The sequence below is a fragment of the Candidatus Nitrospira neuquenensis genome, assembly GCF_979578155.1.
The window spans coordinates 164616-176709 of sequence record NZ_CEFZDU010000037.1; the positions used below are offsets into that span (position 1 = coordinate 164616).

Below are 12094 nucleotides of genomic sequence, written 5' to 3' on the forward strand. Positions count from 1 at the left end.
CCTCCCGGTTACCGCGCGCGGCGCGGCACGGCGCGCCGTCCCCGGAGCCACTGCTCCAGGTCCGAACGCACGAAGCGCCACTCCTTCCCCAGCTTGAACGCCGGCATGCGGCGCTCTTGGATGTATCGGTAGAGCGTGCGCGGCGCGATCCGCAGGTAGCGGCAGGTCTCCGCCGCGGTCATCAAGTCGTCCTGGGAAGCTGTCGGAGCCATGGTCCATCGAGGATGGCCGATCCGGTTCACGAAGCGTGAGGAGGTAGGCTAGGGCAAATCCCTCGCCTTGTCAAGCAAACATTCCTGTCAATGCCGGTCAATCCATGCCGATGGGGTCCGATTCCGTCTCGCCGCCGGCCTCCCCCTCCATGGCCGAGTCGAGCTCGTCGCCGAAGTCCTCCCCGAGGTCCTCACCCAACTCCCGTCCCATCCTTTTCGCCAACCGCTCCATGCCGGCCGGGTCGTTTTCGTCGAGGTCGCCGTAGGCGGAGGGGTCGGCCAGGGCCTCCAGCCGCGCTTCCTCCGATTTCGGGGCGGCGAAGCGGGACATCAGCCGTTCGAGCTTCGCGCTCCGACAATGTTGACAGGCGGGCGGGGCGGGGTTGGCGAGGCTCAGGACCAGCAGCGCGCTGCGCTTTCCGCAGTCGAGGCAGCGGTATTCGTAGATCGGCATGGCGTCCTCGTCTCAGATCGTCCGCGCCAGGGTGACGGCGAAGACATCGCCGCTCCCGGCCTTGCGCAGGGCCTTGGCGCATTCGTTGACCGTCGTGCCCGTGGTGAAGACGTCGTCCACGAGCAACACCGTCTTGCCGGCCAGCCGGTCGCGGTCGGCAACGGCGAAGGCGCGGCGGAGGTTCTTGAGCCGCGCCGAGCGGCTGAGCTCGGTCTGGGGCGCCGTGGCGTGCAGGCGGACCAGCCCCATGGGCGAGACCGGCAGGCCCAGCCGCCGGCGGAGCCGGTCGGCCAGCAGGAGCGACTGGTTGAACTCGCGATCCCGCAGCCGCGCGGCGTGGAGCGGCACGGGCACGATCACCTCCAGGCCGGCGGGCGGCTCATAGGCCTCGGCCATCAGGTCGCCGAGCGTTCCGGCCAGCGCCACCTTGCCGCGGTACTTGAGCAGGTGGATGGCGTCGCGCAGCGGCGGCGCGTAGACGAAGAGCGACCGGGCCTCGGTGAACGCGGGCGGGCGAAGACGGCAGGGGCCGCAGACATGACGGGGGCTGTACGTCAGGGCGAACTCGGAGGGGAACGGCTGCCCGCAGCGCGGACAGACCGGGCCGCGGATCGGCTCGAGGCGCGCCCAGCAGGCTCCGCAAAAAAAGGGCGCGGCCGCGCCGGCCAGCTCCGCCCCGCAGCCGGCGCAATCCGCGGGCAAGATCAGGTTCACCACTCGTCGCAGCAGCGCGCCCAGGGCTCCCATGGCTCCTTCCGCCGCTGCGGTTGTACGGAACTCCTCGCGGCGCTGTCAAGGGCGACGCCCGCCTCCCGGCTTGTGGACCACCCCCTGCTGTGGTATAGGGGAGACGCCGCCGCGGCGCGGGCGATCCCGGAGGAACCGGCGTGTGGTCAGATTGGACCATGTCTCGAAGGAGTACGTGCGGGGCCGTGCGACCGTGCCGGCGCTCCGAGACGTCAGCCTCGAGGTGCCGCCCGGACGATTCTGCGCGCTCACCGGGCCCAGCGGCTGCGGGAAGAGCACGCTGCTCAACCTGGTGGCGGGACTCGATCTCCCGACGGCCGGCGAGATCTGCCTGGCCGGGCGCTCCACGCGGGGGTTCACCGACGCCGACTGGACTCGCGCCCGCCGTGAGCTGATCGGGATGGTGTTCCAAGCCTTTCACCTCATCCCCGGCCTGACCGCCGCCGAGAACGTCGCGCTGCCGCTGCTGCTCAGGGGCGAGGCGGGGCACCGGGTCCGCAAGCGGGTGGAGGAGTGCCTGGACCTGGTCGGGCTCCGGCATCGGGCGCGGCACCGCCCCGGCGAGCTGTCTGGCGGGGAACAGCAGCGGATCGCGATCGCCCGGGCCCTCGCGCCGGGCCCCCGGCTGATCCTCGCGGACGAGCCGACGGGCAACCTGGACTCGAAGAACGGCGAGGAGGTCGTCGCGTTGCTCCGGTCCCTCCCGGAGCGGTCCGGGCAGACCGTCCTGCTGGCCACGCACAGCGAGACCGCCGCCGCCCGGGCGGACTGCCGCTTCGCGATGAAAGACGGGAGACTCGTGCGTTAACCGCGGGCGGCGGACGTTCCGCCCGCATCGTCAATCACCAACCATCCAACCCCATGGACCTTTCCACCGCCATCGCCGGCGTCCGCTTCCCGAGCTGCTTCATGAATGCCTCGGGCGCCCTCTGCGTGACCGCCCAGGAGCTGGACGCGCTGGGCCGATCCCGCGCCGGAGCCATCGTGACCAAGTCCATGACCCTGGAGCCGAGGACCGGCAACCCCGAGCCGCGGTACGCCAGCTTCGCGACGGGCTCGATCAACTCGATGGGCCTGCCGAACCTCGGCTACCGGGCCTACGCGGAGTTGATCCCCACCCTGCGCGGCTTCGGCAAGCCGGTGATCGCCAGCGTGGCCGGGCTCTGCGAGGACGACTTCCTGAAGATCGCCGAGACGATCGACGCCAGCGGCCCCGACCTGGTGGAGGTGAACCTCTCCTGCCCGAACATCCCGGGCAAGCCGCAGATCGGCTACGACGCGGAGGCGTCGGAGCGGCTGCTCGCGCGGCTGCGCAAAATCGTGACCCGGCCCATGGGCGTCAAGCTCCCGCCCTATTTCGACCCGGCGCACCAGGAGGCGATGGCGAAGGTGATCGAGCGGACGGGGGCGGATTTCCTGTCGCTGATCAACTCGGTCGGCAACGGCCTGGTCGTGGACCCGGAGCGGGAATGCGTCGTGATCAAGCCCAAGGGCGGGTTCGGCGGGCTGGGAGGGCCGCTCATCAAGCCGGTGGCGCTGGCCAACGTGCGGGCTTTCTGGAAGCTCTTCCAGGGGCGGCTGCCGATCATCGGGACGGGCGGGATCGTCACCGGCCGGGATGCTTTCGAGCACTTCCTGTGCGGGGCGTCGGCCGTGCAAGTGGGCACGGCCCTCGTCGAGGAGGGGGTCGGCGTCTTCGCCCGACTGGAGGAGGAGCTGGCCGCCGTCCTGCGCACGAAGGGCTACCCCTCCGTCGCGGCCTGCCGGGGGAAGCTCAAGGAGCTCTGACCGGCGCCGCGTGGGCGGCGACGCGCGGCGCCCGGCTAGCGGAGCGCGAAATTTCTCGGCAGGAGACGCAACTGCAGGGCCTGGCGCAGCAGTTGCGCCACGTTGCGCACTCGCAGCCGTCGCATCAGGTTGAACCGGTGGACCTCGACGGTGCGGACGCTGATGTCGAGGTGCTCGGCGATCTCCCGGTTCGTCAGGCCCTGGGCGACGAGGCGCAAGATCTCCTTCTGCCGCGGCGTCAGGGCGCGGGTGGCGTTGGCCCGCGCCGCCGAACGAGCCTTCCGTGCTTTCTTCCTGGCTGGTTGCCTGGCCACGGGGATGTGTCCTCCGCGATAGGTTGATCTACTACCCTAGGCGCCAGTGTAACAGAGCTTCCCCGCGCTGTAAATACCAAATTCGTGATTTTCACTACGAATAATCTGACCTATCAGGAGTCACATGATCGGGGCCCTCACCCTCCTCAGCCGCCGGCACCTGCTGGACCGCCCGGTCCGCACCGGCTTGACCATGCTGGGCATTGCCCTGGGCGTGTCGGTGTCGGTGGCGATCCGCAGCGCCAACGTCGAGGTGTTACGCTCCTTCGAGGAGAGCGTCCTGGCGGTGGCCGGCCGTGCGACCCTGCAGGTGAGCGGCGGCGACCTGGGGCTGGATGAGCGGATCATCGCGGTTCTCCTGAAACATCATGGGGTTCTCAGCGCCACCCCCGTCATCCAGGAGGCCGCAACCCTCGCGGCCGGCCCCCATACCGGCAAGCCGCTCCCGATCCTCGGCCTGGACCTTCTCGAGGCGGCCGACCTGAAGGCCATCAGAGTGGAAACCCTCAAGGAAGGCGAAGCCGGACTCGAGGTCCTGCTCGAGCCCGAGACCCTCCTTCTAGGGAAGGGGATGGCCCTGGACTGGGGGGTGCGCGTCGGATCCGAGGTGACGGTGCTGGTCGGGACGGTGTCCCGGCGGCTCGTCATCCGTGGCCTCGTCGAGGCGAAGGACGGCCGGCCGTCGGTCTGGGACCGCGTGGCGGTCATGGACATCGCGGCGGCGCAGGCGCAGTTCGGGCTCCTGGGCCGGCTGGACCGCATCGACCTCGTGACCGATCCGGCCGGGTCGGTCGCCGAGGTCGCCGCGGAACTGGCCACGGCGCTCCCCCCGCCGTTGACGGTATCCCGTCCGGCGCGCCGCAACGAGCAGGTCGAGCGGATGCTGCGCGCCTTCCAGCTCAACCTCGCGACCTTGAGCGCGGTCGCGCTCCTCGTCGGGCTGCTCCTCGTCTACAACACCGTCTCCTTCGCGGTCGTCCAGCGACGGAGGGAGATCGGGATGTTGCGGGCCATCGGCATGACGCGCGGCGCCCTGCTGGCGCTGTTTCTGGCCGAGGCGGCCGTGATGGGGCTGGTCGGCGGCCTGGCCGGGTCGGGGTTGGGCGTGGGGCTGGCGCGGGGCCTGCTCGCGCTCGTCAGCCGGACGGTCTCGGAACTCTACGTGCCGGTCGCCGCGGGAGGGGGCGAGGCTCCGGGTCTGCCGCCGGGTCTGCTGGCCCAGGGGATCGCGCTCGGCGTGGCGGTGTCCATGCTCGGCGCCCTGGGGCCGGCCCTGGAGGCCAGCCGCACGCTCCCGGCCCGGGCCCTCGCCCCGGGGGAATACGAGGTGGTGCGCGGCCGGCGCGTCACGGCCATGGCGGCGGCGGGCGGGATCGGCCTCGTCCTGGCCGGTCTGCTCGCCCTGCCCGGTCCCGTCCACGGGCTCCCCCTCTTCGGCTATGCGGCGACCTTCTGCCTGCTCATGAGCCTCTCGTTGCTCGCGCCCGCGCTCGTCCGCGGCTGCGGCGCGGTGGTGCGCCTCCGGCGCGGGCCCCTCCGGTGGGCGGGGCGCGACGGGGCGCTCGGCCTCATCGCCGCCGACCAGATCGCGCGGGCTCCGGGACGGAACGCCGTCACGATCTCCGCCCTGATGGTCGGCGTGGCCATCATGGTCGGCGTCGGGGTGATGATCCAGAGCTTCCGCCATACGGTGGAGGAGTGGATCAACCAGACGATCCTCGCCGACCTGGTCGTCGCGACCCCCTCCTGGCTCCAGGGCGAGGAGCAGGGGATGTTGGCGAAGCGCATCCCGGCCGGCTGGCGCGAGGTCGTGGCCGGCGTGCCCGGTGTGGCGGCGGTGGACGCCTACCGGCAACTGGAGGTCGAGTTCGGCGGCCGGCCCGCGACGCTCGTCGCGCGCGACCTGCGGATCCACGCGGCGCGCAGCCGGTACCTCTTCCTGGCGGGGGACTCGCGGGAGTTGCTCGACCGGGCGGCCGCCGAGGGGGGGGTGCTCCTGTCCGAGGTGCTGGCGGACGCCCTGGGGGTGGCGGCCGGCGGAACCGTCGCGATCATGACGCCGTCGGGCGATCGGCGCTTCCCCGTCCTGGGGGTCTTCTACGACTATGCGACGGACGGCGGCAAGGTCGTGATGGACAGATCGCTGTACCGGGAGCTTTGGGGGGACGACACGGCGACGGTCCTGGCCGCCTACCTTGAACCGGATGCGGAGGCGCCGGCTGTCCGGCGCGCCATCGAGGAGCGCGTCGGACGCGAAGGCCACCTGGCCGTGATCGCCAACGCCGAGCTCAAGCGGGAGATCCTCGCCATCTTCGACCGGACCTTCACCGTGACCTACGCGCTGCAGCTGATCGCGGTGGCGATCGCGGTGCTCGGCATCGTCAACACCCTGCTGACGTCGGTGCTGGAGCGACAGCGGGAGCTGGCGACGCTGCGGGCCGTCGGCGCCGGCCGCCCGCAGCTCCGGCGGCTCGTGCTCTGGGAGGCGTTCTACCTGGGTTTGCTGGGCGGGGCGTCGGGACTCGTGGGCGGACTGCTGCTGGCGGTGCTGCTGGTGCGGGTGGTCAACAAACAGTCCTTCGGCTGGACGATCCAGTTCCTTGTGCCGCCGGGGCTGCTCGCGGAGGCCGGCGCGCTGGCGCTGGCCGCAGCCCTGGCCGCCGGCTACCTGCCGGCGCGCTGGGCTGCACGGCAACCGATCGCGGAGGGGCTCAGGTACGAGTGAGCCGCGTCGGCGGGTAGTCCGCTTCCACCTGGAAGCCGAGGTCCTCGATCATCCGCCAGGCGTCCGGCGCGGGTTGGCCGGGGGTCGTGAGGTAGCCTCCGACGAAGAGGGAGTCCGCGACGTAGAGAGCCAGGGGCTGGAGCGACCGGAGGTTGAACTCCCGCCCGCCGGCGACCCTGATCTCCGTCCGCGGATGGAGGAACCGGAACAGGCACAGCACCTTCAGGCACCGCTGCGGGGTGAGCTGTCGGCAGTGCTCCAGCGGCGTGCCCGGGACCGGGTGCAGGGAGTTCAGCGGGATCGAGTCGGGCTTGACCTCCCGCAGCGCCATCGCCAGATCGATCAGGTCCTCGTCGTCCTCGCCCATTCCGATGATCCCGCCCGAGCAGATCTCCAGCCCCGCGGTCCGCGCGTGCTTGATCGTGTTCAGCCGGTCGCGGAAGGTGTGGGTCGTGCAGATCTCGCCGTGGTAGGCCTCGCTCGTGTTCAAGTTGTGGTTGATCCGGTCCACGCCCGCGGCCTTCAGCCGGCGGGCCTGATCCTCGTCCAGCAGGCCGAGCGAGCAGCAGACCTGGATGGGGACCTCGCGCTTGATGGCCCGGACGGCCTCGGCGATCTCGGCCACCTCGCGGTCGAGGGGGCTCCGGCCGCTGATGACGACGCAGTACCGCTGGGCCTTGGCCGCCGCCGCGCGGCGCGCGCCCTCGACCATCCGGTCCTTGGGCAGGAGGCCGTAGCGCTCGATCTCGGCGCCGGAGACGGATGACTGGGAACAGTAGCGGCAGTCCTCCTGACAGGCCCCGCTCTTCGCGTTGAGCAGCATCTGCAGCCGCACGGTGCGCCCGAAGTGCCGCTCGCGGACCGTAAAGGCGGCGGCCAATAGGTCCAGCAGGCGCTCGTCCGGCGCGGTCAGGACGGCGCGACACTCCTCGCGGCTGAGGACCTCGTCGCGCAGGGCCTTGGCGGCAAACTCCCGGTAGTCGGTCATGACGAGTGCTCCATGCGATGGGGATTCGTTCAGACGGTTTCGAAGGGCGAGGCGAGCCCCTGGTAGGGAATCGAGGCGGTCGCCGCGCCCTCGACGCGGGGGCCCCCGGCTCCGGCCGCGTCCACCCAGGGGAGGGCGACGAGGGTGTTCCAGCGCCCGCAGCGGTGGCAGCGCCCGGCCCAGCCGGCCGATTCGGCCTGGCAGGCGGTGCAGAGGTAGGGCACGACCACGCGCTTGTTGAACCCGAGGGCCTTCTTGAGCTCCCGGACGGCCTCGTCCATTTGCTGCTTGCGCAGGTAGAGGTTGGCCATGATCTTATGGTAGTCGGCCATCTGGTCCTGGGGGCCCTCCAGGGTCTGGAGCAGGTCGAACGCCTCGTCGATCATCTCCAGCCGGTAGTAGAGCTTGCCGAGGTAGAACTTCAGCACGGCGTTCTGCGGGTCGCGCTGGATCGCCTCCTGGTAGACCCGGATGATCTCGCCCGGTTCGCCCATCTCCAGGCAGAGTTCCTCCAGCCGGTGCAGGAGGATGATGTTCCCGGTCTTCCGGTACACCTTCTCCAGGATCTCGGCCGCGTTCCGGGTCTTGCCCTCGTGGATCAGGATTTCGCCGAGACCGATGTAGGCGGGGAGAAAGTTCTTGTCCCGCTTGATCGCGCCCCGGAAATAGGGGCGGGCGCGATCGGGGTGCCCCCGCTCCAGATGCTGCCGGCCGACCTCGTAGGTGAGGCCGACGAGCATCTGCGTCTCGGCCCGCTGGTCCGGCTCCGACAGCGTGGCCTTCATCAGGCGCTGTTGGATGTCCAGGGCGTCGGCCCATTTCTCCAGGCGGATGTAGAGGTCGCGCTCGCGCAGCAGGACGGTCAGATTGCCCTGATCCAGCCGGAGGATCTCCTGCAGGGTCTGAAGCGCCTCCTCGAACCGTTTTGCGCCCTCCAGGTCCTTGGCCAGCGCGAGCAGCACCTCGACGTTCCGCTCGTCCAGGCTGCGGGCGGTACGGTGCAGGCGGATGGCCTCGGGATAGTTCCGCTCGGACCGGTGGATGTTGCCCAGCCACAGGAGCGAGTCCACGTGGTTGGGGTCGAGGGCGAGGGCCTTCTGGAACAGGCCGACGGCCTCGGCCGTGCGCTTGGAGAGATAGGCGTGCGTGCCCTCCCGGTAGAGGGCCTCGACCCGCTCCTCCCGCCGGCGCAGGCGGGTGCTGCGCCAGTTGAGGATGAAGTGCTTGGTCTCGCGGATCCCCACGAGCAGCGTCACGATGAGGGCGCCGATCGCCATGGAGGTGAGCACGAGGGAGACGGGGCTGACCTCGATGGCGGTGTTCGGGCCGGCGTGGAGGGTGACGAGGTCTGGGTTCAGCTCGTGGAAGTAAACGTAGATGAAACTCGCGCCGATGATCAGGAACAGGGTGACGATGAACCGGAGCATGGGCTATCCCTGATTCCGCGAGCGGGCGGAACGCCGCGGCGGCGCCGCCGGGCCGACCGGCGGCACCGCCGTCCGAGCCGGCAGGCGCACGCGCGGGGCGTCGGCCCACAGCTTCTCGATCGCGTAGTGCTCCCGCACCTCCGACGTGAACACGTGGACGACCACGTCACCGAAGTCCATCAGGATCCAGCGGGACGCCGGTGCGCCTTCGATGCTCAGGGGCGGGGAACGACGCCGGGAGAGCGTCTCGTCGATGTGCTCCGCGATCGCCCGCACCTGGCGTTCGGACTCTCCGGAGCACAGGACCAGGTAGTCGGCGACGGAGGTCAGTTTCGCGACGTGGAGGACCAGAACGTCATCGGCCTTCTTCTCAAGAGACGCCGAAGCGATGGCGAGGGCTTTGGCCTTAGCTTCCGGTGCGATCGCTTCCCCCCCGGTACAAGTGATGGGCGATTATATAGGATTCCACCGAGGCAGGCAACAGCGACGAGACGGTCAGCCCGCGCCGGAGCCGGCTCCTGATGTCCGAGGCCGACTGCTCGCAGGGGGGGAGCCGCAGGAGGGTGAGGGTTCTCCCCTGTCCGAGGGGCGCGTCCAGGCGGTCGCTCTCCCCCGCGTCCAGCGCGGCCAAGGCGGCGGGGTCGAGGGGGGGGAGGGGGGCGAGCCCCAGGAGCGACCGAAACGACGAGCCGGGACGCGAAAGCACCACGAAATCGCAGAGCGTCAGGAGCGCGGCCGGCTCGCGCCAGCCGGGAAATTCCACGAAGGCGTCGAGGCCGATGAGAAAGGCCAGCTCGTCCCCCGGCGCCAGGCCGTCACGGAGCCGCCGGACCGTGGCGATCGAGTAGGACTTGGCCGTCTGCCGCCCCTCGATGTCGGACACCGCGAACGAGGGCTCGCCGGCGACGGCCAGCCGCACCATTGCCAGCCGGTGCGCGAAGGGGGCAAGGTCGGCCGTCGGCTTGTGGGGGGGATCGCCGGAGGGGATGAAGAGGACGCGGTCGAGCTTGAGCCGGTCGCGGGTCTGGGCGGCCACGACCAGATGGCAGCGGTGCACGGGGTTGAAGGTCCCGCCGAATAACCCGATTCTCATGGGTTGAGTGTTGAGCGTTGCGCATCGAGCGTTGAGTGATGAAGGAGGGTCCGCTCCCTGACGCAACACCGACGACTCACAGGATCACCAGATTATCGCGGTGAATGACTTCCTCGTACTCCTGCTCGCCCACGGCTTTCTTGATGTCGGCGGTCTTGAGCCCCTTGATCCGGTTCAGGAGGTCGGAGGAGAAGTTCACGAGCCCCTTGGCGAACTCCTTGCCGTCCGCGTCGGCGCAGCTCACCGCGTCGCCCGGCTTGAACTCACCCGCCACGGCCAGGATGCCGGAGGCGAGCAGGCTCTTGCCGCGCTGCGTCAGGGCCTCCACTGCCCCGCCGTCCAGCGTGAGGGTACCCTTCGGCCGGAGCGTATAGGCGATCCAGTGCTTGCGGCTGCTCACGCGCTTCGTCTTGGGCAGGATCAAGGTCCCGGCCTCGGCGCCGTCGAACACCGCAGGGAGGAGTCCCGGCTGCTGGCCGTTGACGATCAACGTCGGCACGCCGTAGGCCGCGAGCTTCTTGGCGGCCTTGATCTTGGTCGCCATCCCCCCCGTGCCCTCGAAGCTGCTGGAGACGCCCGCGCGGGCCTCGATGTCCGGCGTGATCTCCGTGACCAGCGGCACCAGCGTCGCTGCCCGACTTTTCCGCGGGTCTTCGGTGAAGAGGCCGTCCACGTCCGAGAGGATCACCAGGAGGTCCGCATCCACCAGGTGGGCGACCTCGGCCGCCAGGGTGTCGTTGTCGCCGAAGCGGATTTCCTCGACCGCGACCGTGTCGTTCTCGTTGATCACGGGGATGACGCCGAAGGCGAGCAGGGCGGTCAGCGTGTGGCGGGCGTTGAGGAACCGTCGGCGGTCGGCCAGATCCTGGTGGGTCAGGAGGATCTGCGCGACCTTCTCGTCGAGCTGCTCGAAGGCCTTCTCATAGGCCCACATCAGGCGGCTCTGGCCGACGGCCGCCGCCGCCTGCTTGACGGGGAGGCTCTTGGGGTGGGCGGGGAGGCCCAGCTTCTTGATCCCGGAGACGATGGCCCCGGAGGAGACGAGCAGGACGGCCCGGCCGCCCCGCTTGAGCACCGCGATGTCCTCCGCGAGCCGCTCGATCCGGTCCGGCCGCAGCCCCGACTCGCGGGAGGCCACCAGGCTGCTGCCGACCTTGACGACCAGCCGCTTGACCTGCTTCAGGAGCCGGCCGCGCATGGCGTCCTCAGGGACTCGACCCGGCGCCCGACGAAGGTGACGAGGTCGTCCAGCCCCAGCCGCGCCGCGGCGGAGACGGCGAAGAAGCGGATCCGCTTGCGGGAACAATAGGCCCGTAGCGCCTCCAGGCGCGTCCCGTCGCCCGCGATGTCCAGCTTCGTGCCGACGACGGCGAAGGGTTTGCCCGCAAGCGTCTCGTCGTAGGCGGCCAGCTCCCGGCGCAGGGTCTCGAAGCTCGCCACCGGGTCCTCCGTCGCCCATTCCGAAATGTCGATCAGGACCAGCAGGCAGGAGGTCCGCTCGATGTGTCGCAGAAATTGGAGCCCCAGCCCGCGGCCTTCGTGCGCCCCCTCGATCAGGCCGGGGATGTCCGCGAGGACGAAGCTGCGGTCCTCGCCCCAGGAGACGACGCCGAGGTTGGGGACGAGGGTGGTGAAGGGATAGTCGGCGATCTTGGGCCGCGCCGCCGAGAGGGTGGCGATGAGGGTGGACTTGCCCGCGTTGGGGAAGCCCACGAGCCCGACGTCGGCCAGCAGCTTGAGCTCCAGCCGCAGCCAGCGTTCCTCGCCGGGCCGGCCGGGCTCCACGCGGGTGGGCACGCGGTTCGTCGGGGTCGCGAAGTGCGAGTTGCCGCGCCCGCCGCGTCCGCCGCGCGCGGCGATGAAGGTTTGGCCGTCCTCGGTCAGGTCGGCCACCACCGCGCCGGTCTCGTCGTCGAAGACCATCGTGCCGACCGGGACGGGGATGACGACGTCCGGGGCGGTCTTGCCGTGGCGGTTCCCGCCCTCGCCGGGCGCGCCGGGCTTCGCCTGGTAGTGCTGCTGATAGCGCAGGTCGAGGAGCGTCGTCAGCCGGTGCGAGGCGATGAGGATCACGCTGCCGCCGTGGCCGCCGTCCCCGCCGTCCGGGCCCCCCCGAGGCACGTACTTTTCCCTCCGGAAACTGCAGGCCCCATCCCCGCCGTCCCCCGCTTTGACGAAGATCCTGACCTCGTCCACGAACTGCATGAATCGCGCTCCGGGCCCGCTCGGCCCCGCGCGGGGGGCCGGTGTGGTCCCGCAGTATAACGTTCGGCCCGCGGGATGGCAAATGGCCGTATTGAGTCATCTAAAATCTTACCGAGAGACAGATCGTTGCGTCATTTGTAA

The 12094-nt window shown here is 70.2% G+C and carries 13 protein-coding genes; 3 read left to right on the plus strand and 10 right to left on the minus strand.

The window, feature by feature from the left end:
- Positions 1–8 precede the first annotated feature (8 nt).
- The 3 genes from AC1U7O_RS16045 to AC1U7O_RS16055 all read right to left on the minus strand — a co-directional run bounded on the left by AC1U7O_RS16045 (position 9) and on the right by AC1U7O_RS16055 (position 1413).
- Positions 9–182, minus strand: a complete 174-nt coding sequence (locus AC1U7O_RS16045; RefSeq protein WP_479895883.1) for a helix-turn-helix domain-containing protein — start codon at positions 180–182, stop codon at positions 9–11.
- Between the two features lie 127 nt (positions 183–309).
- Positions 310–666, minus strand: a complete 357-nt coding sequence (locus AC1U7O_RS16050) for an FmdB family zinc ribbon protein (RefSeq protein ID WP_479895884.1) — start codon at positions 664–666, stop codon at positions 310–312.
- A 12-nt stretch (positions 667–678) separates the two neighbouring features.
- Positions 679–1413 (minus strand): double zinc ribbon domain-containing protein, encoded by a 735-nt coding sequence (locus AC1U7O_RS16055; protein WP_479895885.1) that lies wholly within the window; start codon positions 1411–1413, stop codon positions 679–681.
- Between the two features lie 142 nt (positions 1414–1555).
- Here AC1U7O_RS16055 and AC1U7O_RS16060 point away from each other — a divergent pair, with 142 nt between their 5' ends.
- Both AC1U7O_RS16060 and AC1U7O_RS16065 read left to right on the plus strand, forming a co-directional pair.
- Entirely contained in the window at positions 1556–2221 is a 666-nt protein-coding gene (locus AC1U7O_RS16060; protein ID WP_479895886.1) for an ABC transporter ATP-binding protein, read from the plus strand.
- 53 nt (positions 2222–2274) lie between these two features.
- Positions 2275–3201 carry a dihydroorotate oxidase gene (locus AC1U7O_RS16065; RefSeq protein WP_479895888.1) on the plus strand — a complete coding sequence of 309 codons (927 nt, stop codon included), beginning with the start codon at positions 2275–2277 and terminating at the stop codon, positions 3199–3201.
- Positions 3202–3236: 35 nt separating this feature from the next.
- On the opposite strand, the gene AC1U7O_RS16070 is transcribed toward AC1U7O_RS16065, so the two are convergent.
- Positions 3237–3515, minus strand: a complete 279-nt coding sequence (locus AC1U7O_RS16070; protein WP_479895889.1) for a LuxR C-terminal-related transcriptional regulator — start codon at positions 3513–3515, stop codon at positions 3237–3239.
- A 124-nt stretch (positions 3516–3639) separates the two neighbouring features.
- Here AC1U7O_RS16070 and AC1U7O_RS16075 point away from each other — a divergent pair, with 124 nt between their 5' ends.
- On the plus strand, positions 3640–6240 hold the full coding sequence (locus tag AC1U7O_RS16075; RefSeq protein WP_479895890.1) for an FtsX-like permease family protein: 2601 nt from the start codon (positions 3640–3642) through the stop codon (positions 6238–6240).
- Here AC1U7O_RS16075 and bioB read toward each other — a convergent pair.
- The 6 genes from bioB to obgE form a co-directional block, all read right to left on the minus strand.
- Positions 6227–7228: a biotin synthase BioB gene (bioB, locus tag AC1U7O_RS16080; protein WP_479895892.1), complete on the minus strand. Its 1002-nt coding sequence runs from the start codon at positions 7226–7228 to the stop codon at positions 6227–6229. The genes AC1U7O_RS16075 and bioB overlap by 14 nt on opposite strands.
- A gap of 29 nt (positions 7229–7257) precedes the next feature.
- Positions 7258–8655 (minus strand): tetratricopeptide repeat protein, encoded by a 1398-nt coding sequence (locus tag AC1U7O_RS16085; RefSeq protein WP_479895893.1) that lies wholly within the window; start codon positions 8653–8655, stop codon positions 7258–7260.
- Between the two features lie 3 nt (positions 8656–8658).
- Positions 8659–9102 carry a ribosome silencing factor gene (rsfS, locus tag AC1U7O_RS16090; RefSeq protein ID WP_479895904.1) on the minus strand — a complete coding sequence of 148 codons (444 nt, stop codon included), beginning with the start codon at positions 9100–9102 and terminating at the stop codon, positions 8659–8661.
- Positions 9062–9748: a nicotinate (nicotinamide) nucleotide adenylyltransferase gene (gene nadD, locus AC1U7O_RS16095; protein ID WP_479895895.1), complete on the minus strand. Its 687-nt coding sequence runs from the start codon at positions 9746–9748 to the stop codon at positions 9062–9064. Before nadD ends, rsfS begins: the two co-directional genes overlap by 41 nt.
- 76 nt (positions 9749–9824) lie before the next feature.
- Entirely contained in the window at positions 9825–10946 is a 1122-nt protein-coding gene (proB, locus tag AC1U7O_RS16100) for a glutamate 5-kinase (RefSeq protein WP_479895896.1), read from the minus strand.
- Complete coding sequence (obgE, locus tag AC1U7O_RS16105) at positions 10928–11953, minus strand: GTPase ObgE (RefSeq protein WP_479895897.1); 1026 nt, start codon at positions 11951–11953, stop codon at positions 10928–10930. Before obgE ends, proB begins: the two co-directional genes overlap by 19 nt.
- Positions 11954–12094: the final 141 nt, after the last annotated feature.